Here is a 21071-nt window from a genome sequence, read left to right on the forward strand (position 1 = left end):
CTCGCGGGGGAGTGCCCCCTCTGCGGCGCCCCAACAACGATTGACACAGGCGCCTTGAGGACGGAGCCCCCGCTTCGCGTAACCGGTCGCGACGCTCGCATGTCCTCAACTCATGACATTTGTCATGTGCAGGTCATGACACTCTGTACCGCAGCGGCGCGAAAACCGGCGGTGTAATAGAAACATGAACACCGCAGCACTTCAGAACAGCAAGCACAACACCGCAGAAACCGTTATTTCTGCCCGCTCCCTCCGACAGGTTTTCTCCACCCGTGCGGCAGGCACCGTGGTCGCCGTCGACTCAATTGACCTGACCGTCAAGCGCGGCGAAATCATCGCACTGCTCGGCCCCAATGGTGCAGGCAAGACCACCCTCATCGACATGATTCTTGGTCTGACCCAGCCCAGTGGCGGCGAGTTGAGCGTCTTCGGTCGCAACGCTTCCGAGGCGGCACGCGCCGGTCTGCTCGGTGCGGTTCAGCAGACCGGTGGCCTGCTCAAGGACCTGACGATCCGCGCCACGGTCGAGATGATTGCGGCGCTGTACCCCAAGCCCATTGACGTGGATGAGGTACTCGCCGGCGCTGACCTGACCGATATCGCTAAGCGTAAGGTCGGTAAGTGCTCGGGCGGTCAGCAGCAGCGTCTGCGTTACGCCCTGGCGACCATGCACTCGCCGGAACTGCTGATCCTGGACGAGCCGACCGCCGGCATGGACGTGAATGCGCGCCGCACCTTCTGGGAACGTATGGAAGCCATCGCAGAACGAGGAACGACCATTCTTTTTGCGACGCACTACCTGGAAGAAGCACAGAACTTCGCCCAGCGCATCGTGCTCATGGAATCCGGCTCCATCATCGCTGACGGCTCCTCCGACGAGATTCGCGCCCTGACCGGCCACCGCCACCTTTCCTTCCTCGCACCCGCACCCATCACCGACCTGGATGTGCCGGTCGAGGTCACCGAAGAGTCCGGCGGGTACCGCCACCGCATCTCCGTGCTGGAGATCGAGCAGGTACTGCGCACTCTGCTGAACAACTACAGCATCAGAGACCTGGAGGTCACCAAGCCCTCCCTGGACGAGTCCTTCACCCTGCTGACTGAGCAGGCCGCCGCCTCCAAAGCATCCGACGCCTAAACATTCAGACTGCCTAAACACCACACCATCTAAACGCTACGCCGCCGTTACACACCTCAAGGAAAATATCATGCTCCGCTACGCACTCTACGACATCCGCGCTTCTATCCTCTCGACCGACCGTTTCTTCTTCGGCGTGGCACTGCCGATTGTCTTCTTCCTGCTCTTCGGCGCGATGCAGGACTACTCTTCCCAGCAGATGGGCGACGGCAACGTAGCGGCCTACGTCATGATTGGCATGGCGCTGTACGGTGCTGTGCAGAACACCGTGGCGATTAGCGGCAGCACCGTCACCGAGCTCTCCAGCGGCTGGAACCGCCAGCTGGCGCTGACCCCGCTGACCACCGGCAAGTACCTGGGCGCGAAGGCGCTGACCGCCCTGGTGATTTCTGCGGTGCCGGTGATTGCGGTGAACATTGTGGGCATGTTCACCGGTGTTGAAATCCCCGTGAACCAGCAGCTTGCAGCCGGCGCGCTGACGGTGCTGTGCGGTCTGGTGTTCGCCTTCTACGGCATCATGATGGGCCTGCTGATTCGTAACGAGAACGCCGTGTCCATTGCGAACGGTCTGCTGGTGATTATGAGCTTCTTCGGTACCGTGTTCTCCCCGCTGAGCACCGACCTGCTGAAGTACGCCCGCTTCACCCCGCTGTACGGTGCCGCCGAGATTGCCCGCTACCCCTTCGCCGCAGGTCAGACCATTATTCTGGGTGGTGAGGACTGGTTCGTGACCGAGCCGCTCTGGTACGCAGTGGTGAGCCTGGCAGTGTGGGCAGCGATCTTCCTGGGTGTTTCTGCCCTGCTGATGCGCCGCGCAACCCGCCGCTAAATGCTTCTTCCCGCCGCAGTCTCAAGGGTTCCGTAGTATCAGGGGCTCCCGAGGCTGCGGCGGAAGCCGTATCCACTCACGCTGCTCCTACTAACACTGCCGCTACTGACACCGCCGCGCCGGTGGCATCTGCACCCGCGGCACCCGCACGTTAGGCTAGAACCATGACCGAAACCCACACCCACACCCATTCCTACGAGAACGAACACCCCCACACGGAGAACGAGGCGGCACCCTCCGCCGCGAAGCGCACCCTGGGCAAGCACCGCTTCCGCTTCCTCCACCGCGAACGCAGTGGCAACGTGAACTGGCTGGCGCTGGGCTTTAGCACCCCGTGGCTGGTGTTTCTGCTCATGCCGCTGGACAGTTTCCTCACCACCCCGGAGCTGGCGCCGGTGCGCTGGACCGGTGTGGCACTGGTGGTGCTGTTTGCGGTGGTGAACTGTTCGGCGTACGCGGTGCCGTGGCTGGTGCCGGTCGCCTCCACGGTGCGTCGAAGCGTCATCTGGACGGTGCTGATGGCACTGCCGGTGGCTGGTCTGACGGCGCTGCGGCTTGAATCGGCGTATACGGTGTTCTTGTCGTTCAGCATGTACTTTGTGGCGTTCTGGATTTTTGGCACAATCGCCCCGTACCCCCTGCGCTTCGGTGTAGCGGCGACGATTGCCCTGGCCTGCTGGCTAATCTTTATGGCGGGCATCGGTTTTGACGTCACCGCGCACGGCGGAATTGCCCTCTTTATCGGTGCGCCGATGGTGGGCATGCTGGGCTTCTCCTACCTAATTGAGCTGGGCGAACGTGCGGACGTAGCGCGTGCATCCCTGGCGCTCTCCGAGGAACGTGAAGAGATCGCCCGCGACGTGCACGACGTGCTGGGTCACTCCCTGACCGTCATCACCCTCAAAGCGGAGCTGGCGCAGCGCCTGCTGGAGATTGACCCCGCCCGCGCCGGTGCGGAGATGGAGGCGATAGCGCAGCTGTCCCGCGCATCCCTGGCGGAGGTTCGCTCAACCGTGACGCGCCTGCGCGTGCCCGACTTCTCGGGTGAGATTGAGGGCGCGGGTCGTGCCCTGCAGACCGCCGGTATCCGCGCCGAACTGCCGGATGCTCAGAGTGCGCTCGCGGTGGCTGGTGTGAACGCGAAGCTGTTCTCCTGGGTTCTGCGTGAGGCGGTCACGAATATGGTGCGCCATTCGGGTGCGAACGCGGCGCGGGTGCGTCTGAGCGCAACCGGTCTGGACATCCTCGATAACGGCGTGGGGGTGGGCGATGCCCGCGGTAACGGCCTGACGGGTATGGCTCAGCGTGTGGCGGCGTCCGGCGGTAGCGTGGTGATTGAGGCGGCGCCCGAGCAGTGGCTGGCGGAGAACCCTGGCGGTGGGGTGGGTACGCGCATCCGTGTGAGCATGGACGGTGACACCTCACTGCTGTAAATAGGTGCTGTAGATTGTGGAACTTAACGCCGCGCCCTGGACGGGGGAGCTACCCGCCCCTGTATGGTGGTGGTAGACAACCTCTTACGGTTGTTCCACTCGGTATTTTCTGCCCCGTCTTTTTCACCGTCTTCAGCCCTGGGAGGCTCCCATGATTCGTGTTCTGCTCGCTGACGATCAGCAGCTCATCCGTGAGGCTCTTGCCGCTCTGTTGGGCCTGGAGGTTGACCTGGAGATTGTGGGTCAGGTCGGTAGCGGTGATGAGGTGCTGGGTGCGGTCGCCCTGTTGAAGCCGGACGTGGTGCTGTTGGATGTGCAGATGCCCGGTGCTTTGCTGGCTGATGGCATTGAGGCGGCTGCGGCGCTGCGTGATGCGGGCGCTTTGAGTGAGTCGGGTGAGCCGGTGCGTACGCTGATTGTGACGACTTTTGGCCGCCCGGGCTATGTGCGCCGCGCCCTGGAGGCTGGTGCGAGTGGTTTCGTGGTGAAGGATACGGGCGCTCGCCAGTTGGCGGAGGCGATTCGTCGTGTGCATGCGGGGTTGCGTGTGGTGGATCCGTCGTTGGCGGCGGATTCTTTGGTGACGGGTGCTTCTCCGTTGACGGAGCGTGAGGCGCAGGTGCTGCGTGAGGCGGCGTCGGGTGGTACGGCTCAGCAGATTGCGTCGGCGTTGTTTTTGTCGGCAGGTACGGTGCGTAATTATTTGTCGGCGGCGATGGCGAAGACGGGCGCGTCGACTCGTCAGGATGCGGTGCGTATCGCCACGGAGAACGGCTGGCTCTAGCCCGCTGTTCTCATCAACACGGGCGGCTCCTGCCCGAACACGGTAGAATGGTAGTGTCTATGCCCGCAGGCGCCCCGCACCCGTTTCTTCTTGAGACTGGCGGTGTCGTGCCTGGAAGCGGGCACCATTTTCGCCCTGTGCCCGCCCGCACCCGCCGCATCACGTACGCGGCGCATCCTGAGTGTTTGGCGGGGTACATGATTCGAAGGAAAACTTGTGGCTCTAACTATCGGCATTGTTGGCCTGCCTAACGTGGGCAAGTCCACCCTGTTCAACGCTCTGACCGGCAACACTGTGCTGGCGGCTAACTACCCGTTCGCGACCATTGACCCGAACGTGGGCGTGGTGAACCTGCCGGATGCGCGTCTGAACCGTCTGGCTGAGATTTTTGGTTCGGAGCGTATTCTGCCTGCGACTGTTTCGTTCGTTGATATTGCGGGTATTGTGAAGGGCGCTTCTGAGGGTGAGGGCCTGGGTAATAAGTTCCTCGCGAACATTCGTGAGGCGCACGCTATCGCCCAGGTTGTGCGTGCGTTTGATGACCCGGACGTCATTCACGTGGACGGCAAGGTCGACCCCGCCTCCGATATGGAGACCATCAACACTGAGCTGATTCTGGCTGACCTGCAGACTTTGGAGAACGCTATTCCGCGTCTGGAGAAGGCTGTGAAGATTAAGAAGGGTGACGCCGCTCAGCTGGAGACTTATAAGGCTGCGCAGAAGATCCTGGAGGATGGTGACACCATCATTTCTCGTGCGAAGGACGCGAAGCTGGAGTTAGCTCACCTGAAGGAGCTGAACCTGCTGACTGCTAAGCCGTTCATTTACGTGTTCAACGCGGATGAGGGCATTCTGGCGTCTGAGGAGAAGCAGCAGGAGCTGCGTGACATGGTGGCGCCGGCTGAGGCTGTGTTCTTGGATGCGAAGCTGGAGGCAGATCTGGTGGAGCTGTCTGAGGAGGAGGCTCGCGAGATGCTGGAGATGAACGGTCAGGATGAGTCCGGCCTGGACCAGCTGGCTCGTGTGGGCTTCTCGACCCTGGGTCTGCAGACTTACCTGACTGCTGGTCCGAAGGAGGCTCGCGCCTGGACTATTTACAAGGGCGATACTGCGCCGCAGGCTGCTGGCGTGATTCACTCTGATTTTGAGCGCGGCTTCATTAAGGCTGAGGTTGTGTCTTTCAAGGACCTGGATGAGGCTGGCTCCATGGCGGAGGCGAAGGCTCGCGGTAAGGTCCGTATGGAGGGCAAGGACTACATCATGCAGGACGGCGACGTGGTCGAGTTCCGCTTCAACGTCTAAGCGATAAGAACATAACAGCGGAGCCCCGCACTGTACGTACAGTGCGGGGCTCCGCTTTCTCCTTGTTGGCTTCTTCTGAAGAATCTGATTGGGATATCTTCTGGCCTGAATCTACAGGATGACAAGATAGAAAGCTGTCTTCCGAAGTGGTTGTATATGGTGGTGCAGCACCTCTTATTTAGCGGAACCTGTAGCGATAGCGCGCTAATCATTTATCTGTTTGTGATGGATTGTTACGCGCACAAGAAGACCATTTTTTGAGTTATGTGATGCACTGCATAAAATAAAGCTATGACGAAACCGCAGTTGGTAGCGTCTAACTATTAGCACGGCAAACATGACGGGCAGCAAAACCAGTCAGATCAGTCAATGAAGAAAGCTGATCGTGGATGCCACCGAGGGCACCTTGACTACATTGCTTACTGCATCGTGCATAACCGTTATTAACCATCTCGGATTTTTACGAAAGAGGCTCCAAATGAGCAACAACGCTATCCCCCAGACCGCAAAGCAGCGCGAGCACAACGAGAACAAGGCTGAAGAGACCAAGGAACCCCGCGGCCCCCTCCAGACCGAGCACGGTGTTACCACCATTGATGAGAGCGTCGTCGCAAAGATTGCTGGCATGGCAGCTCGTGAAATCCCCGGCGTCTACGACATGGGCAACGCTGTCCGCCGTGCGTTCAACGCAGTGACCGACCGTATCCCCAACGCTCAGACCAACGTTGCTGGCGGCATTAGCGTCCAGAAGGGTGAGACCCAGGCAGCTGTCGAGGTTACCGTAGTCGTCGAGTACGGTGTCTCCATCGTCGAGGTTGCCGACGCAATTCGTCGCAACGTTATCGAGCAGATTGAGGGCACCACCGGTCTCGAGGTTGTTGAGGTCAACATCAACGTTACCGACGTTCACCTGCCCGAGGACGACTCTAACAAGTCCGAGGACACCGACCTCAAGTAACCCGCATCCAACGCCTTAATCTAAGGAGTTCTTATGAAGACAACGCACCTGGCCCTCCTGGTGGGCCTGTTCCTTGGAGCCGTTCTTGCCTTCGGTTCTTTCGGAACGTTCGTTCTGGTGGCCCTGTGTGGCTTTGCCGGATGGGCCGTAGGCCTCTGCCTGGAGGGCCGGGTCGATGTCCGAAGCCTCCTGGACGGGCGAAAGAAGTGACGATGGTGACCGCGAACCAGCGTGCAAACATGCAGCTAAGTGCTTCCCAGGAAGAACGTTCTTCCTGGGAGCACCGCGGCACCACAACCATCCCCGCGCGACTCGTTGCAAAGATTGCAGCTGAGGCTGCAAATGAAAGCGCCAACGTTGGCTCAAATGCTGGAGGTGTACTGGGAATTGGTACCCGCCACAACTTCGACTCGCGCCCTGAAGCCCAGTGTGAACTCTACGGCCAGGTAGCAGTCCTGCACCTGGACATCGGACTGGTCTTCCCCGCACCTTTGTCCCCCATCCTCGAAAATCTGCGCGCACACGTGCGTAACCGCGTTGAGTACCTCACGGGGCTTAGCGTGGGCAAGATTAACATTGAGATATCCTGGCTCAATCCGAGCAGCCACGTTAGGAAGAGCCTTAAATGAGTACACCTGTTCCGAAACTAATTCGTCGTCCCTCGCGAAGCATCCCTAGCATCCTGTTGGCTCTGGTTTTGCTTGCACTGGGGGGACTGGTGGTTTGGCTTGCGGTTCACCGAATGGTGAACGGTGCCTGGCCTGAGTCTATGGTGGGTACCCTCACCGCTATTGGTTCTACCACTCTTGGCTCCGTCACGGCTATTATCTTCGCCATCATCCTGGCGGTGTGCGGTCTGGCTATGATCATTGGCGCTGTGTGGCCGGGAGTTCCGGATCGTGTGGAAATTTTCCCCGACGATATTCCCGGTCAGACTGTCGCAAAGCGCCGAGACTTGGCTAACCTCATTCAGACCCAGGTTGAGCAGATTGACGGTGTCCACTCCGCTATCGTTACCGCTAACGGCTCCCGCGTAGACGTTGTTGTCCATAGCGTCTTGGACGACCTCGGCCCCGTGCGTGAAGCTGCACGGAAGAAGACCGACGAAGTTCTAAAGATGCTCGCACCCGTGGGTATTGCACGTAGTCGCGTGCGGATTAAGCATATTAGCTAAAGGAGATACGAATATGCGTTCAGTTTCTGGTGTTTTGAACAGAACTGTCCTGGCCACCTTTGGGCTTCTCCTTGTAGTAGTGTCCTTTTGGCTTTTAGCTTCGGGTTTCAATGCTGGTCAGGCTTGGCCGGAAAATGCGCCTTACCTGGCCTCTGCACAGGACCCGGTAGCTAGCTTTATCGGACCTATGGTGCACACGCCGTGGTTCCTGCCTGTAGTAGCACTGGTATCAGTACTTATTGTCGTTGCCGGCTTGTTCATGCTGGTTGCGCAGGTTCCCCGTAAAGCTGCTGCCTCCCCTTTGAGGTTTAGCGGTTCTGAGGGTGTGCTGATGGCTACTTTGGCACCTGAGGTTCTGGCGCAGGCTCTGTCTGAGCGTGCTCAGGAAGTCCCTGGTGTGGAAAAGTGCGCTGTCTGGGTTACTGGCTCCCCGAAGAGCCTGTGGGTTCAGGCAGAGGCTACTGTCTCTCAGGGGTGTGAGGTTGAGTGGGCTATTGCTGAACTCAAGAACCGACTTAATAATGATGTGGCAGTATCTTTCGGCGCGAGCCCCAAGCAGATTGACGTTCTAGTACGGCTGGAGCGTTCCTCGAAGTCACGTAATGTCTCCGAATCTGTAACTGGCCATCATGCACCCGAAATCACGGGAGAGAGTATTGGCGCATAACCCTCAGAGCGAGGTGGCGCCGGAACCTCAATCCCATCAATACCCCACCGCGCAGCTGAGCGCTTTGTCTGAAGCAACGCAGAACGAGGACAGATACCTTGTTCTGCGTGCTCAGGACGGAGATATTGACGCCTTTGAGAAGCTTGTTGAGCGTTATCAAGGGCGTCTTTTCCGCTCTGCATATATGATTGTTCGGAACCGTCAGGACAGTGAAGATATTGTTCAGGATACCCTCGTCCAGGCTTGGCGTAGCCTTCACCTAGTTCGGGAACCGGCAGCTTTTCGTGGCTGGATTATGCAGATTTGCACTAATAAAGCTACTAGTATGGTGCGTAAGCGTCAGCGTCGTGCCACGGATCCTTATGATGCAGAAGGACTCGAAGGTGTGAGCGCTGCGGCTGAGATGACGTCGAGCAGTACCGCTGACCCGGCTGAGTCCAGTGAAGTTAATGCGCAGATTCAGGCCCTTGCCGATCTTTTGGCGTCCGTGGAACCTGAACTGCGTATAGTATGGATTCTTCGAGAAATCGATGAGATGTCATACGAAGAGATTGCCAAGACACTGAACCTGACAGTTTCGACCGTCCGTGGGAGGCTGGCACGAGCCCGTTCTCTCGTCATACGCCTGATGAAGGAGTGGGCTTGAGTAACGCCAAAAACCTCTCAAATAAGGTCCGACACTCAGCAGCGTCGGTGAGGTCAATCGTACGATCCCATGAGCGGGATGATGCAGACACCCGCGAGTACCTACGTTTTATTGCTTCCCTGCACGAAGAATGGGACCGCCTGGAATCTGAAGGGAATGACTCGGTCCTGCCCCGTCGCCCCCTAATGGAAGCTATTCTTGCTGAAACCCGACACGGTAAGCAAGTGGAGATGCCAGCAACAGATTTAGGTCCCTACAGCATGTCTGAGTTTTCGTTGAGGGCTCTTATTCGCCGCGCTGTAGACTCAGTACCCGGTGCACGTTCCTTGCGTTCTTCTTTTGAGCATGCACCTTCAAGCGAAGAGCATCGCGGTCTGGGGGTTCCGGAGGTTGTATCCTGCCGAGTCTCGGCTCACGGTGCCGTTGAAAGCCTACCGCAACTGGCCCAGCAAGTCCGCGAAGCCGTCCGCGAAGCCTGCGATAAGAACCTGGGAGTCTCCCCGACAGTCAATGTACATATCGAGGATATTCATCATGACGACTAACTTTTCTGCCGCCGAGCTACTTCGGCTGGTCACTGCCATTCCCGGAGTACGAGGAATCGAACCTGGGCTGGGTAGCACCCTGAAAGTGATCGGTAGCCGCATGCCGCAGGCCCGCTTTGGCGTAATCGTTGAATCAGGCTCGCATCAAGCTACTATTGAGGTCGGCATTGACGAATCCAGGCCGGTCAAAGATATCGTACGAGATATCCAAGAGACTGTCATTCGTTCGCTGTCTCAAGCGCAGCAACACGATGAAGAACATTCAAACTCTCAAACCTTAGACTCAACCAGTAGCGATGACGAGAATACCCCGCAGGTTAGGGTGAGGGTCCAGTCCCTCCTGTAGGGGGTCTACCTCAGAAAGCAGCGGAGCCCCGCACTGTACACACAGTGCGGGGCTCCGCCCTATTAACCCTCGCGCGCCACAAAAGGCAGCCGCCCGGGTGTAAGTCTTATCGACCGGGATTAGTGGTCAGCACCAACCATCACGTTGGATGCCTTGATGACTGCGTATGCAGTCTCGCCCACCTTCAGGCCCAGCTCCTTGATGGATTCGTTGGTGATGGACGCGGAGATAACAACCTCCGGAGCGATCTCAATCTTAACGATGCCGTTGGTTGCACCCTCGGTGATCTCAACAACCTTGCCAGCGAACTGGTTACGTGCAGAAAGCTTCATGAAGCCGTGCCTTTCACTCAATAAACGTACAAATGCTCTAGATACTTTACACGCCTTATCTTCTACATAATGAGCAAAAACCCGAATTTTCGTAAATATTACGCACAAACCATGCAAATTTTATTTTCGGCTTCACCCACGCCCCGCGCGCACCCCAAAAGACCGGCAAAAACCAGCCCCACACATGCGGTTCACACCCGCCAAATGGTATAGTCAGCACGAACGCGAGAATCCTCGCATCCTCCACCGTCGCACCCCCAGCCTGGCTGACGCGCGCCCACACGCCGCAGCACCACCGCAGTAACACCGCGGAAACAGGGGAGCGGCGCATCCGCACAGATTGAAGAAGGAACCATGAGCGAAAACCTCAACGAAATCGAAGCACCCGCCTGCCCCGAATGCAACGAAAACTACACCTACGAAATGGGTGAACTCTGGGCCTGCCCCATGTGCGGCCACGAGTGGGAACGCACCGCAGCAGGCGAAACCGAAGAAGAAGCAGGCTCCAAGGTTCTCGACTCCGTCGGTAACGAGCTTGTCGACGGCGACTCCGTCACCATCGTCAAGGGCCTGAAGGTCAAGGGCGGCGCAGACATCAAGGCAGGCACCAAGGTGCGCGGCATCCGCCTGCTCGAATCCCCCGTCAACGGCCACGACATTGAGGCGAAGGTCCCCGGCGCAGGCCAGATGTACCTGAAGTCCTCCGTGGTGAAGAAGGCATAAGCCAAGGCGATATAAGCCAAGAAGACGTAACGCCTCCTGTGAGGCGCAGAAAAGGCGGCACCTCCCGCACTAGCTCACGCTAGGGGAGGTGCCGTCTTTTGCTTTATAAAAATTGCTTAGGTTTTAAAAGAAATTGGCAAATATCTCTTTACTTTTTACCGGTCAAGCCCATGTACAGGGAAATGGTCAGCATTGCAGCAATAATTGAGATAATCCAGCGAATCCAGTCAATGCCGCTAGTGTCTGCAACACCCAGCTGAGTTGCTGCCCAGGTACCGATAGCTGCGCCGACAGCACCGCAGATAATGGTCCAAAGAATCGAAATGTTCTGGCGGCCTCGCATAAAGAAGCGTGCAAGTGCACCAATAATTGCGCCGGTAAAAATGGTGCCAATAAAAGTACCCATTGTAATCTCCTTGGGTTTATATATCTGCCACTGTGGCAGATAGTATGTTGTTTTCAATTATACGTAAATATGATGTAAGAAGAGCTTATGTGAGCTTTTATTAAGCTAAAAGCACCTTAGCGTTTTATCTCTAAAACGCTAAGGTGCTTTTCTCGTCAATGAGATGAGTGTCGAATGTATCGAATGGTGAATGTATTGACTACTTCGACTTGCGCCAAATCTTCAGAGCGCTACAAATCAGCGGCAGCTGCAGGGGCAGGCGACCATACGCAATAGCCTTACGCTGAGTGGACTGGTTACGCGCATCCAGAGCCATCTGAATGTTCGCGGGGAACACCGCAACAAACAGCAGAGCCGCAAGCAGACCACCGGCGCGGCGGGTCTTATCATTAGCCAGCAGGGCGGCGGTGCCCAGCTCAGCTACACCCGAACCGTGAGTGTACGCGTGGGCAGGACCCGGCAGGTACTTCGGCACAATCGAGTCGAAGGGATCCGGGATGATGAAGTGCAGCGCACCCATCACAGCGAGGGCGCGAGCCATACGAGTAGCCGAGCGCTCAGCGCTGTACTCTTTCTTCTTAAAAATACTCATGCTCCCATTATGCGCCCGTCAGAGGCTTATTCCCCGCCTCAACGATGCGCTGAACCGCTGAGTGTTTGACTGTCTAAAATGCGGACTCGGCACGTCAAACAGAAAACATTGTTCAAAAGCAGGTAAGATAGGGGACAACGGCACCACGTGCGGATGACGCTCCGCCTACCCTCATCTTTAGGTGAGTCGCCAGACGGAGTAAAACACCGGGTGCCCTTCAGAACAATCAAAGGAGTACATCATGAAGAAGATTCTGTTCATCGCTATCCTGGCAGGCGCTGCATACTTCGGCTACAAGAAGTTCGCTGCCTAAACAGCTAGCCCTCGGGCACTCTACATATCCTTAAGCAACGGAAAACCCGCCGTCTCACATATGAACCATATGCGAGACGGCGGGTTTCTCGTATGCCCAACCTCCTGGGCTTCAAACACGTAGCCTATAAGGTGAACCGGCTATTCGCTCGGTCTAGTAGCTCGGCGGAACCTCACCGGTCATCACAACCTTGTTCTGCGAAGAGCTCCAGCTGAACTCAGCAGTCGTGCGACCGCTCGCGTTGTGTACCTTCTCGTCTTCCTTCATGTAACGGTAGGTCACGCTAATCGAGCTGTCCGAGGTACGGGTAATCACCGGAGAGAACGAGTACGGCTCATAGGTTGCGGTACCAATGAACTTGCCGCGGTGGAACAGCAGAATGTGGTGCACCATCGCCGCGGTGCAACACGAAGACGGGGAAGAACCCGGAATCGCGTCAATCCACGACAGCTCAGCACAGGGGTCGTAACCCTCGTAGCTTGCCGAAACGTTCGTCCACTGATCCCACTTGCTCTTATTCTTCAGCTCGCGCAGAGCCTTAGACACCACGGTCGACGCAGAATCAGACGCGCAGGTGGAATCCTTCTTCGACTCAGACTTAGCTTCAGACTTGGAACCCGACTTCGACTCAGACTCAGAGGTCTTCGACTCGGATGCGGTCGGCTCAGCATGAACCGTAATCGTCACCACCGACGGCACCGGAGCAGGCGATGAAGCACTCGGGGTGGCGCTCGCGGATGCGCTCGGGCTCGCCGACGGGGTCGGGAACAGTGCCTGAGTGGAGGTCGCGCTCGCGGAGGCAGAAGCGCTGCCAGAAGAAGACACTACGGTACCCGAAACAGCAGAATCAGTGCTTGCCGAGCAGGAAGTGACAACAAGAGCTAGAGCGGCGCCCAATGCGGGTAGAGTCAAAGCGGTACGGCCGGTGAAGCGGCGGCGATTAGAAGACATGGATACTCCTGAAGATGCGCGGCAGCGCGCACCGGTGCTGGTCAAGAAATGAATAGTGAACTCGTCCAGTATAGGGAAAAAGATGCGGGCACGTGGTGTGCGCGGTCAGTGCCGTTCGTTACCAGCGCCGTTCGTGACCGTGACATGCGCGAGCAGTTGCCCAGCCCAAACCCTCGGCCCAAACACCCAGCAACAAACACCGGCTAGCAGACCTTATCGTCCGTCAGATAATGCACCAGCCAGGCGCGCCTCGCGGTCGCAATACGCGCCGTAATCCGCGGAAAAACCCACAGACTAATCGCGCCCTGAGCCCACAAAATCAGCGAAAACAGCAGCGGCCGGAACGCAACATCGCGCGGATCCACGCCGGGGTTGAGAAGGCGCGCGAGCGCATCCGACAGGAAAATCGACGGGAACATCAGCGACATCAGCACCGTGCCCAGCACCCAGCCCGGCCCGAAACAGAGCAGAACCCAGCGGGCACTCATCCGCAGGTTCTTGCGGTGCGCCCAGCGGAACTGCCAGCCGCGCAGACGGTACGGATACATCACGCCCAGAATCGAGCCTAGGGACACCACAATAGCCGGCACCACAAAGAACGACAGGGACATCATGAGCGTGGGGGTCAGGTTCTTGTCCTGACTGTGCAGAATCAGCGCCAGCAGGGTGCCAGAAACACCCGTGATCAGACCGATCGCAATAGCTTTCGTACGCACGAACAGGTGCAGGGCGTGCGGGTCGCTACTGCGCAACGCACGCAACGCATGCTCCTCATCGTGGCCCATCAGGTTCGTTGAGGTGACGTCCGCAACCATCCAGCCGACCATCACCAGCGCAAAACCAGCCGGGCCCCTAAACTCGCTAAACAGCCACGAACGCCAGGCTTCAGGGAACAGGTACCAGCAGATTGCCGCCAGCAGGGCGTTACACATGAGCGTCTGCGTCTCCACCGGGAGGGGGCGCGTGAACATGCGGCGCAGCTCAGCGCGTACACTCGGACGGTACGTATTCTGCGGATCAACGAGGGCGCGACCCTCCACCCGCTGACGGCGCAGGCCCTGACGGAGTGCCCTGAAATTCGTCACGGGATGCGCCAGCGGCGCAAGGCGGGAAGATACGTGCCTCAAAAAGCTCACCTGCCCATTGTAGAGGTGCCGCTGAGGTGAAGCGGCACCGCAGAAAATCAGCTATGCGGAAACTCCACCCACTAGAGCCTGTGTCCCCTTGCACACCCGCCGCATCCAAGGGACAATGAAAACATGGCTGAAGTAACTCTACATAACGAACTCGTAATCCACACCAACGGTGACCTGCCCGCAGTCGGCGCAAAGCTGCCCGAATTCTCGGTTCTCGCGGCTGATCTCTCCGAGATTTCCTCCGCAGATTTCGCAGGTAAGAACCTGGTGCTGAACATCTTCCCCTCCGTCGACACCGGTGTGTGCGCAAATAGCGTCCGCACCTTCAACAAGCAGGCTGCAGGCCTGGAGAACACCGTCGTGCTGTGCGTCTCCAACGACCTGCCCTTCGCAATCGGCCGCTTCTGCGCAGCCGAGGGCATTGAGAACGTCGTGACCTCCTCCGCTTTCCGATCCTCCTTCGGTGAGGACTTCGGTGTGAAGCTCGTGGACGGCCCCCTGGCTGGTCTGCTGGCACGCTCCGTGGTCGTCGTGAACCCCGACGGTGAGGTTGTCTACACCGAGCTGGTTCCCGAAACCACCAACGAGCCCAACTACGAAGCAGCCCTGGCAGCTATCAAGTAAGCCCTGATAGCTATCAACTAGTAGCTATCAAGTAAGCTTAGTACGGGAGCCGGACGTAACGCCGGCACCCGCATAGTACTTCCGTCAGGGACACTTGGCGGTACACAGCACAGCAGATACTGAACGTCTACAGCGCATGGGTTCAACCACACATGCGGCTGGCGACAGCATAACGCCCCGCCCACCCGGTATTTCGGGTGGGCGGGGCGCTTTACTATATCCAGACTTAGTGCGCGATTTAGACTTAGCGCGGGATTCAGACTTAGTGTGCAGAGTCGCCGGGATGAGCGGGAGTGTCGGCGGCTTCGGCAGTTTCGGCGGGCTCCTCATCCGCGACCAGCATATGCTCCGGCAGGGTGCCGCGGCGCTTAGCCACCACAAAACGCGACACCAGCAGCAGAATGTACACCACCATCGAAATCAGCAGCATCGACTGCGGCGCCACCAACAAACCAACCGCCGCAGACACACCCGCAATAGCGGCAGTCGTGCGGTCCTTAGAACTGCGATACGCATCGATAGCGAGCACCGCGAATAGTGAAGTCATCACAAAATCCACGCCCTTGAGCTCACTCAAGAAACTTGCACCCAGCACATAGCCGAGCGTAGCGCTCGCCAGAACGCTCAGGTGCAGGCCCGCGTGGATCCACAGGATGCGGGAGGCACGAAGCTTATGGCGGTCCGGTCCGGTGTTCAGCGCGTACGCCTCATCAATGAGCGTGTACACGGTGTAGAACTTCGCCAAACCACCACGCACCCGCTCAATCGGGTAGGACAGACCGTACATGAGGTGGCGGGAATTAATGAGCAGAGTCATCACCGCAATAGAGAACAGCGACGCATGATTCGAGATCATGTCAATCAGCACGAACTCTACGGAACCGGCAAAAACAACGGCAGGCAGCAGGGGAGCCACCCAGAACGGCAGACCGTAACTGTGCACCAGCACGCCCAAACCAATGCCGACAAAGAACAGGCCCAGCATGATGACACCGGCAACGCGCATCGCCTCGGCGAAGCCGCTCTCGCGCGGCTGCTGAGGCCCCTGTGCATCGGGGGAGGCGGGAGCCTCCACCACGGGAATCATGCCGGTTAGCGGAAGCGCAGAAGCAATGACCTGCTCCACCTGCTCGGGAGAAGCCTGATGGGGCGCGGGTTGGCTCGCCTGCTGAGGTGCGGGCTGATCAGCAGAAACAGCAGGGGAAACAGTAGCGGAAGAAACAGGATTCTTAGAGATGCTCATCGTTTTCCCCCTAGAAAACCCAGTTAGCCAGCACAACGCAGGTGACGGTACCCGCCACCATGCTCAGCACCATATTCTTACGCCACAGGTGCGCACCCACGGTCACCACCAGACCCGCCAGGTACGGTACCGCCGTTTCAACGGAAGAATAATCAATCTTTGCCACCGCATAGATGGCAAGCAACGCAACCGCGCCGAGCGGAATCCAGTGGCTAAGCGCATCCAAAAGTTCGGAGCCAGCCAGAGCCTTCTTCAAACCGAAGGGAAGCAAACGAAGCAGGAACGTAATACCTGCAGCCACAAGAATCGCGGCAAGAATATAGCCGGTGGTCACTTCACTGTTCATGAAGATTTTCTCTTTCTGCACATACTCAGCGAAAGACCCCGAAAGAGTGCCCCGAAAAGAGCGGAAGGGCCCTGAAAGAGGCGCGCGGGTGAAGCCTTGAAAGCATCCGCGAAAAAGGGTGGGGAGAGCCCGCCCGAAGAAGGGCTGGGTGCTAAGTAGTGCGGTAGGTACGTGAGTTGATGAAAGCCGCGAAACAAGGAGGCGGAGGGCCGTTCCTCCTGCACGAGTTTTTCTGCGTGGATAGTTCTGTGCAGATAGTTCTGGGCGGGTAGTTGTGCGCGCCAGTAGTTCTCGTGCGTGACCTCGAGTGATGCCGCTCCCGGTGCGGTGTTACTCCGGGGCGGCACAGCGTTCTGCGTCGCTAGTTTCCTTAGCGGTGTCTTTCATCTGAGTCATTGGTGTACCTCAACCTCTGGGAGCCTCCGCACAGGTTCGCGCGGGAGGCATCTTAGTAATCCTAGAAATAGAAAGAGGGGAGAGCGAAGCTCCACTCATCTATCCTAACCGGTTTCGAACACGTATGTAACGTTCTTATCGCTGTGTGGAAGCGGGAGCATCAGCGGTATCGGCGCTTTCAGCCTCAGCCGCTACCTCCTGCACAGCACGATGCGGCAGCGTACCACGGCGCTTCGCCACCGGGAAACGCGCCAGCAGCAGCACCACATACGAACCCAGAGCCACCACCAGGAACGAGGACGGTGCAAAAATCAGCGCAACCGCCGCCGAAACCGCCACAAAGAGCGCCGTCACACGATCCGGGTTGGCGCGGTAGCCGTCCATCGCAAGAACCGTGAAGATAGCCACCATCACGAAGTCCACACCCTTCAAGCTGCTGAGGAAGCTCGCACCCAGCACATACCCGAGGATTACGCTCAGAACCCACGACACGTAAATCAGCACGTTCACCCACAGAATGCGCGCCCCCGAACGCTCATGACGGTCGGGACCGGAGTTAAGAGCAAACGCCTCATCGCAAAGAGTGTGAATCGCCAGAGCCTTAGCCCAGAAACCCTTCACATTGTGCAACGGGTAGGAAAGACCGTACACCAGATGGCGCGCATTCACCAGGAACACCGTCAACGCAATCGACGCGAGGGGCGCGCCACCACTGACCATGCCCACCATCAAAAACTCCACCGAACCGGCAAAAACTAGGGCAGATAGCAGTGGCGCAGTCCAGATCGGCAGGCCGTGCGCGTTGAGGATAATACCCAAGCCCAAACCCAGCACAGCGATACCGAGCATCACTACGGAAGAATCGGCAACAGCCAAGCGGAAATCACTCTGCGTGCTCGTACGCCCAGTGTCGGGGGTCTGTGCCATAAAAGAGTTCCTTGTGTATGTTGTGCTCTTCAAAAAATCTACTGTGTGCGTGAGGGACTTCGAAGCTCCGCCGCGGTTTTCCAGTGTATAGGAGCAAGCGGTTGACCGACGAGAAAAAGAGTCCGGGAATAAAATAATGAGAAACACGCTTATAGTGAATGGCACTAAACAAAGAACCACCCGAAAGGGCAACCCGAAAGGAACCTCAATGGCTGAACAGAACAACGCTGAGCAGAACAACACCGTGCAGACTGCTGAAGAGCAGAAGAAGGTGTACTCGCACCAGCAGGAACGCCGCGAACTCGACAACTACCGCCAGACCAAGATCGAGCGCATCGACCGCCTGCGCTACCGTGCCTACGGTGCCAACGGCGCAACCCTCGACTTCGGTGTGGGCGAGGGCCTGCTGACCCCCGTCGAGCTGCTGCTCGCCGCGATTGCCGGCTGCTCCTCCGTGGACGTGGACGCAGGCACCTCCCGCCGCTCCACCCCCGAGGTGTTCGAGGTGCTCGCCTCGGCGCTGAAGCAGACCGAAGACGGCGCGGTGCGCCTCGACGACGTTGAGGTGGACTTTGATGTGCGTTTCCCCGCCGATGAGCAGGGCGCCAAGGCACAGAAGATGGTGGACCGTCTGATTCAGCTCAGCGAGCAGAAGGACTGCACCGTTTCTCGTACCGTGGAGCACCCCACGAACGTTTCGTTCCACAACCTGGCTGACTAAAGCCGGGTGAGCTGAATAGATCGGGTGAATTAGCCTGATAGGGAACCCTCCCGTACCGCTTGTGATGAAGCGGGTACGGGAGGGTTTTTCTGTGTTTTTGTGGTTTTGGGTGGAAAAGAGCCTAAAAAGCGAGTAGGATTGACCCTCAGATTAGGAAAACTTACGGTACGTAAGAATTCCTTATGATTGAAGAATTTCTTGACCCAGGCACAAACCTTCGGCGGCACCACCCGCAGCAAGACTAGACTGGACACCAGACTAGAGCGCTAGCAAACGCACGAAGCAATAGCCTCAGAAAGAAGACCTGACATGGCACAGCCTACAGAGACTTCCGGCGCTGCATCGGAAGCCACCCCCGCAGAGGGTGAACTGAAGCGAGGCCTCTCCGCCCGCCACATGCAGATGATTGCAATCGGCGGCGCAATCGGCACCGGCCTCTTCGTCGCCTCCGGTAAGACCATCTCCACCGCAGGCCCCGGCGGCGCAATCCTCGCCTACGCCCTCATCGGCATCATGGTGCTGTTCCTCATGCAGTCCCTCGGCGAGATGGCTGCGCACCTGCCCGTCCCCGGCGCATTCCAGACCTACGCGGCACGCTACGTGTCCCCGTCCTTCGGCTTCGCCATGGGTTGGAACTACTGGTTCAACTGGGCGATTACCGTCGCCGCCGAACTCGTCGCCGTCGGCGAGGTGATGAGGTACTGGTTCCCGGACATCCCATCCTGGGTGTGGGCGGCAGGATTCCTCGTGCTGCTGACCGGCATCAACGCCCTCTCGGCACGCTCCTACGGTGAAAGCGAATTCTGGCTCGCCACCATCAAGGTCGTCACCGTGGTCGTCTTCCTCATCGCAGGTATCGCCATGATTTTCGGCATCCTGGGCGGTAGCTCCCCGGGCGTCTCCAACTGGACCGTCGGTGAGGCACCCTTCGTCGGCGGCGCACCCGCCGTGCTCGCCATCTTCATGGTGGCAGGCTTCTCCTTCCAGGGCACCGAAATGATCGGTGTGGCTGCGGGCGAGTCCGAGAACCCCCGCCGCGACGTGCCCCGCGCACTGACCAGCGTGTTCTGGCGCATCATGCTCTTCTACATCGGTGCGATGGTCGTTATCGGCTTCCTGATTCCTTACTCCGACCCGAACCTGCTCACCGCAGCGGACGGCAACATTAACATCTCCCCGTTCACCCTCATCTTCGAGCGTGCGGGTATCGCCTTCGCGGCAGCCATTATGAACGCCGTGATTCTCTCCGCAGTGCTCTCTGCGGGTAACTCGGGCCTGTACGTTTCGGCTCGTATGCTCTTCGCGCTCGCGCAGGAGGGTAAGGCGCCGAAGACGTTCACCCGCATCAACTCCGGTGGCGTGCCCATGAACGCGCTGCTGGCAACCGCCGCTATCGGTGCGGTCGGCTTCATTGCCGCACTGCTCTCCCCGGATGGTGCGTACCTGTGGCTGGTGAATGTGTCCGGTCTGGCTGGCTTCATCACCTGGGTGGGTATCGCTGTGGCGCACTACCGTTTCCGCCGCGCATACGTGAAGCAGGGTCACAGCCTGAAGGACCTGCCCTACGTGGCGCCGTTCTTCCCCGCGGGCCCGATTATCGCCTTCCTCATGTGCCTGGTCGTCATTGGCGGTCAGAACTACGAGGCGTTCCTCAGCGGCGACTGGTTTGGCGTTCTGAGCTCCTACATTGGTCTGCCCGTGATTATTGCGGTCTGGCTGGTGCACCGCGTGGTCACTCGCGACCGCATCATTCCGCTGGAGCAGATTGACGTGAGCGGCATCGAGGTTAAGGCTTCGAAGTAACGCGAACGCCAGCTGATAACGCCTGCGTCAGCTGATTGAATGAGCTGATACGTGAAGAGCCGCCGGTTCCCCTCAACAGGGGAGCCGGCGGCTCTTTGCTATCTGCAGTTTATTCCGTACGGGAGAGCTAGGCTGTATGCCCTGCAGCTCTTAGGAATGGCGGCGCGAGCGCAGAACACTCAAGCCAAGACCCGCACAGATTGCAACAACACCAATGCCAACAATCACACCAACGCTGGATGCACCGGTGCTCGCCAGGGTAGCCTTCTTGGGGCTGCTCTCCTTAGCGAGGCCGTCCTTTGCCAGGCCGTCCTTTGACAGGGTGTCCTTAGCCGAGCGGGCGGCGGTCACCGGAGCCTCCTGAGAGGGCTTGCTCTGAGCTGGCTTGCTCTTGGGATGCGCCACGGTTGCGTCCTCCAGCTTGTCAGCGTTGGGGGTCTTATCGGCAACCGGTGCTTCCGGCAGTGCAGGAACGGTCGGTGCGTCAGTCGGGTTTACACCAACGGTTGCTTCCGGCAGAGCGGGAACCGTCGGCGCGTCGGTCGGGTTTACACCCACGGTTGCCTCAGGCAAGGGCGCTACGGTGGGTGCATCGGTGGGGTTCACGCCGATGGTTGCCTCGGGCAGGGGGGCCACGGTGGGTGCATCGGTTGGGTTAACGCCAACGGTTGCCTCGGGCAGGGGGGCCACGGTCGGTGCGTCAGTGGGGTTTACACCCACGGTTGCTTCCGGCAGA

Annotated in this window: 23 protein-coding genes and 1 pseudogene; 15 read left to right on the forward strand and 9 right to left on the reverse strand. The window is 58.5% G+C overall.

Annotated elements, in window-relative coordinates; all coding sequences use genetic code 11:
* Positions 1 to 184 precede the first annotated feature (184 nt).
* The 11 genes from HMPREF2928_RS02785 to HMPREF2928_RS02835 all read left to right on the forward strand — a co-directional run bounded on the left by HMPREF2928_RS02785 (position 185) and on the right by HMPREF2928_RS02835 (position 9822).
* Positions 185 to 1138, forward strand: coding sequence for an ABC transporter ATP-binding protein (locus HMPREF2928_RS02785; protein ID WP_070687313.1), 954 nt, complete (start codon positions 185 to 187; stop codon positions 1136 to 1138).
* A 70-nt stretch (positions 1139 to 1208) separates the two neighbouring features.
* Entirely contained in the window at positions 1209 to 1967 is a 759-nt protein-coding gene (locus tag HMPREF2928_RS02790) for an ABC transporter permease (RefSeq protein ID WP_070687314.1), read from the forward strand.
* Between the two features lie 164 nt (positions 1968 to 2131).
* Positions 2132 to 3400, forward strand: coding sequence for a sensor histidine kinase (locus HMPREF2928_RS02795; protein WP_070687315.1), 1269 nt, complete (start codon positions 2132 to 2134; stop codon positions 3398 to 3400).
* Between the two features lie 151 nt (positions 3401 to 3551).
* Positions 3552 to 4184, forward strand: coding sequence for a response regulator transcription factor (locus HMPREF2928_RS02800; RefSeq protein WP_070687316.1), 633 nt, complete (start codon positions 3552 to 3554; stop codon positions 4182 to 4184).
* Between the two features lie 216 nt (positions 4185 to 4400).
* Positions 4401 to 5486, forward strand: coding sequence for a redox-regulated ATPase YchF (ychF, locus tag HMPREF2928_RS02805; RefSeq protein WP_005505132.1), 1086 nt, complete (start codon positions 4401 to 4403; stop codon positions 5484 to 5486).
* Positions 5487 to 5964: 478 nt separating this feature from the next.
* Positions 5965 to 6444: an Asp23/Gls24 family envelope stress response protein gene (locus HMPREF2928_RS02810; RefSeq protein ID WP_005508462.1), complete on the forward strand. Its 480-nt coding sequence runs from the start codon at positions 5965 to 5967 to the stop codon at positions 6442 to 6444.
* A gap of 212 nt (positions 6445 to 6656) precedes the next feature.
* The gene (locus HMPREF2928_RS02815) at positions 6657 to 7073 is read left to right on the forward strand and encodes an Asp23/Gls24 family envelope stress response protein (protein ID WP_005508463.1); all 417 of its coding nucleotides are present in this window, start codon (positions 6657 to 6659) and stop codon (positions 7071 to 7073) included.
* Positions 7074 to 7213: 140 nt separating this feature from the next.
* Positions 7214 to 7618, forward strand: coding sequence for a DUF6286 domain-containing protein (locus HMPREF2928_RS02820; protein ID WP_246823546.1), 405 nt, complete (start codon positions 7214 to 7216; stop codon positions 7616 to 7618).
* Between the two features lie 331 nt (positions 7619 to 7949).
* Positions 7950 to 8285, forward strand: a complete 336-nt coding sequence (locus HMPREF2928_RS09220) for a hypothetical protein (protein WP_239663393.1) — start codon at positions 7950 to 7952, stop codon at positions 8283 to 8285.
* Between the two features lie 64 nt (positions 8286 to 8349).
* Positions 8350 to 8931, forward strand: coding sequence for an RNA polymerase sigma factor (locus tag HMPREF2928_RS02830; protein ID WP_141754940.1), 582 nt, complete (start codon positions 8350 to 8352; stop codon positions 8929 to 8931).
* A gap of 534 nt (positions 8932 to 9465) precedes the next feature.
* Entirely contained in the window at positions 9466 to 9822 is a 357-nt protein-coding gene (locus HMPREF2928_RS02835) for a hypothetical protein (protein WP_049356423.1), read from the forward strand.
* A 119-nt stretch (positions 9823 to 9941) separates the two neighbouring features.
* Here HMPREF2928_RS02835 and HMPREF2928_RS02840 read toward each other — a convergent pair whose 3' ends face one another.
* Positions 9942 to 10154, reverse strand: a complete 213-nt coding sequence (locus HMPREF2928_RS02840) for a TOBE domain-containing protein (RefSeq protein WP_005505155.1) — start codon at positions 10152 to 10154, stop codon at positions 9942 to 9944.
* 354 nt (positions 10155 to 10508) lie between these two features.
* On the opposite strand from HMPREF2928_RS02840, the gene HMPREF2928_RS02845 reads away from it, so the two are divergent.
* Positions 10509 to 10877: a zinc ribbon domain-containing protein YjdM gene (locus HMPREF2928_RS02845; RefSeq protein WP_049327608.1), complete on the forward strand. Its 369-nt coding sequence runs from the start codon at positions 10509 to 10511 to the stop codon at positions 10875 to 10877.
* A 148-nt stretch (positions 10878 to 11025) separates the two neighbouring features.
* Here HMPREF2928_RS02845 and HMPREF2928_RS02850 read toward each other — a convergent pair whose 3' ends face one another.
* The 4 genes from HMPREF2928_RS02850 to HMPREF2928_RS02865 form a co-directional block, all read right to left on the reverse strand.
* Entirely contained in the window at positions 11026 to 11283 is a 258-nt protein-coding gene (locus tag HMPREF2928_RS02850) for a GlsB/YeaQ/YmgE family stress response membrane protein (protein ID WP_049349354.1), read from the reverse strand.
* 199 nt (positions 11284 to 11482) lie between these two features.
* Complete coding sequence (locus tag HMPREF2928_RS02855; protein WP_005508469.1) at positions 11483 to 11875, reverse strand: DoxX family protein; 393 nt, start codon at positions 11873 to 11875, stop codon at positions 11483 to 11485.
* Positions 11876 to 12341: 466 nt separating this feature from the next.
* Positions 12342 to 13139 carry an LppP/LprE family lipoprotein gene (locus HMPREF2928_RS02860; protein ID WP_070687317.1) on the reverse strand — a complete coding sequence of 266 codons (798 nt, stop codon included), beginning with the start codon at positions 13137 to 13139 and terminating at the stop codon, positions 12342 to 12344.
* A 203-nt stretch (positions 13140 to 13342) separates the two neighbouring features.
* Positions 13343 to 14266 (reverse strand): hypothetical protein, encoded by a 924-nt coding sequence (locus tag HMPREF2928_RS02865; protein ID WP_141754941.1) that lies wholly within the window; start codon positions 14264 to 14266, stop codon positions 13343 to 13345.
* A 132-nt stretch (positions 14267 to 14398) separates the two neighbouring features.
* On the opposite strand from HMPREF2928_RS02865, the gene tpx reads away from it, so the two are divergent.
* Positions 14399 to 14899, forward strand: a complete 501-nt coding sequence (tpx, locus tag HMPREF2928_RS02870) for a thiol peroxidase (protein ID WP_070687319.1) — start codon at positions 14399 to 14401, stop codon at positions 14897 to 14899.
* Positions 14900 to 15161: 262 nt separating this feature from the next.
* On the opposite strand, the gene HMPREF2928_RS02875 is transcribed toward tpx, so the two are convergent.
* The 3 genes from HMPREF2928_RS02875 to HMPREF2928_RS02885 form a co-directional block, all read right to left on the reverse strand.
* Entirely contained in the window at positions 15162 to 16142 is a 981-nt protein-coding gene (locus tag HMPREF2928_RS02875) for an AzlC family ABC transporter permease (protein WP_070687320.1), read from the reverse strand.
* 10 nt (positions 16143 to 16152) lie between these two features.
* On the reverse strand, positions 16153 to 16488 hold the full coding sequence (locus tag HMPREF2928_RS02880) for a branched-chain amino acid transporter permease (RefSeq protein WP_070687321.1): 336 nt from the start codon (positions 16486 to 16488) through the stop codon (positions 16153 to 16155).
* Between the two features lie 531 nt (positions 16489 to 17019).
* Positions 17020 to 17811 carry an AzlC family ABC transporter permease gene (locus tag HMPREF2928_RS02885; protein ID WP_070687322.1) on the reverse strand — a complete coding sequence of 264 codons (792 nt, stop codon included), beginning with the start codon at positions 17809 to 17811 and terminating at the stop codon, positions 17020 to 17022.
* A gap of 208 nt (positions 17812 to 18019) precedes the next feature.
* Here HMPREF2928_RS02885 and HMPREF2928_RS02890 point away from each other — a divergent pair, with 208 nt between their 5' ends.
* Both HMPREF2928_RS02890 and HMPREF2928_RS02895 read left to right on the forward strand, forming a co-directional pair.
* On the forward strand, positions 18020 to 18532 hold the full coding sequence (locus HMPREF2928_RS02890; protein ID WP_210399865.1) for an OsmC family protein: 513 nt from the start codon (positions 18020 to 18022) through the stop codon (positions 18530 to 18532).
* Positions 18533 to 18841: 309 nt separating this feature from the next.
* On the forward strand, positions 18842 to 20335 hold the full coding sequence (locus HMPREF2928_RS02895) for an amino acid permease (protein ID WP_070687323.1): 1494 nt from the start codon (positions 18842 to 18844) through the stop codon (positions 20333 to 20335).
* A gap of 150 nt (positions 20336 to 20485) precedes the next feature.
* Here the strand turns inward: HMPREF2928_RS02895 and HMPREF2928_RS02900 are convergent.
* Positions 20486 to 21071 (reverse strand): annotated as a pseudogene (locus HMPREF2928_RS02900) (hypothetical protein); the annotation flags it as partial.

It is taken from the genome of Rothia sp. HMSC072B04 (assembly GCF_001813725.1).
GTDB classification, from domain to species: Bacteria; Actinomycetota; Actinomycetes; order Actinomycetales; family Micrococcaceae; genus Rothia; species Rothia mucilaginosa.

Excerpts from the sequence above, each read along its gene's own strand:
- HMPREF2928_RS02785 (WP_070687313.1), top strand. The coding sequence starts at position 185 with ATGAACACCGCAGCACTTCAGAACAGCAAGCACAACACCGCAGAAACC.
- HMPREF2928_RS02790 (WP_070687314.1), top strand. The coding sequence starts at position 1,209 with ATGCTCCGCTACGCACTCTACGACATCCGCGCTTCTATCCTCTCGACC.
- HMPREF2928_RS02795 (WP_070687315.1), top strand. The coding sequence starts at position 2,132 with ATGACCGAAACCCACACCCACACCCATTCCTACGAGAACGAACACCCC.
- HMPREF2928_RS02800 (WP_070687316.1), top strand. The coding sequence starts at position 3,552 with ATGATTCGTGTTCTGCTCGCTGACGATCAGCAGCTCATCCGTGAGGCT.
- HMPREF2928_RS02810 (WP_005508462.1), top strand. The coding sequence starts at position 5,965 with ATGAGCAACAACGCTATCCCCCAGACCGCAAAGCAGCGCGAGCACAAC.
- HMPREF2928_RS02815 (WP_005508463.1), top strand. The coding sequence starts at position 6,657 with ATGGTGACCGCGAACCAGCGTGCAAACATGCAGCTAAGTGCTTCCCAG.
- HMPREF2928_RS02820 (WP_246823546.1), top strand. The coding sequence starts at position 7,214 with ATGGTGGGTACCCTCACCGCTATTGGTTCTACCACTCTTGGCTCCGTC.
- HMPREF2928_RS09220 (WP_239663393.1), top strand. The coding sequence starts at position 7,950 with ATGGCTACTTTGGCACCTGAGGTTCTGGCGCAGGCTCTGTCTGAGCGT.
- HMPREF2928_RS02835 (WP_049356423.1), top strand. The coding sequence starts at position 9,466 with ATGACGACTAACTTTTCTGCCGCCGAGCTACTTCGGCTGGTCACTGCC.
- HMPREF2928_RS02840 (WP_005505155.1), bottom strand. The coding sequence starts at position 10,154 with ATGAAGCTTTCTGCACGTAACCAGTTCGCTGGCAAGGTTGTTGAGATC.
- HMPREF2928_RS02845 (WP_049327608.1), top strand. The coding sequence starts at position 10,509 with ATGAGCGAAAACCTCAACGAAATCGAAGCACCCGCCTGCCCCGAATGC.
- HMPREF2928_RS02850 (WP_049349354.1), bottom strand. The coding sequence starts at position 11,283 with ATGGGTACTTTTATTGGCACCATTTTTACCGGCGCAATTATTGGTGCA.
- HMPREF2928_RS02855 (WP_005508469.1), bottom strand. The coding sequence starts at position 11,875 with ATGAGTATTTTTAAGAAGAAAGAGTACAGCGCTGAGCGCTCGGCTACT.
- HMPREF2928_RS02860 (WP_070687317.1), bottom strand. The coding sequence starts at position 13,139 with ATGTCTTCTAATCGCCGCCGCTTCACCGGCCGTACCGCTTTGACTCTA.
- tpx (WP_070687319.1), top strand. The coding sequence starts at position 14,399 with ATGGCTGAAGTAACTCTACATAACGAACTCGTAATCCACACCAACGGT.
- HMPREF2928_RS02875 (WP_070687320.1), bottom strand. The coding sequence starts at position 16,142 with ATGAGCATCTCTAAGAATCCTGTTTCTTCCGCTACTGTTTCCCCTGCT.
- HMPREF2928_RS02880 (WP_070687321.1), bottom strand. The coding sequence starts at position 16,488 with ATGAACAGTGAAGTGACCACCGGCTATATTCTTGCCGCGATTCTTGTG.
- HMPREF2928_RS02885 (WP_070687322.1), bottom strand. The coding sequence starts at position 17,811 with ATGGCACAGACCCCCGACACTGGGCGTACGAGCACGCAGAGTGATTTC.
- HMPREF2928_RS02890 (WP_210399865.1), top strand. The coding sequence starts at position 18,020 with ATGGCTGAACAGAACAACGCTGAGCAGAACAACACCGTGCAGACTGCT.
- HMPREF2928_RS02895 (WP_070687323.1), top strand. The coding sequence starts at position 18,842 with ATGGCACAGCCTACAGAGACTTCCGGCGCTGCATCGGAAGCCACCCCC.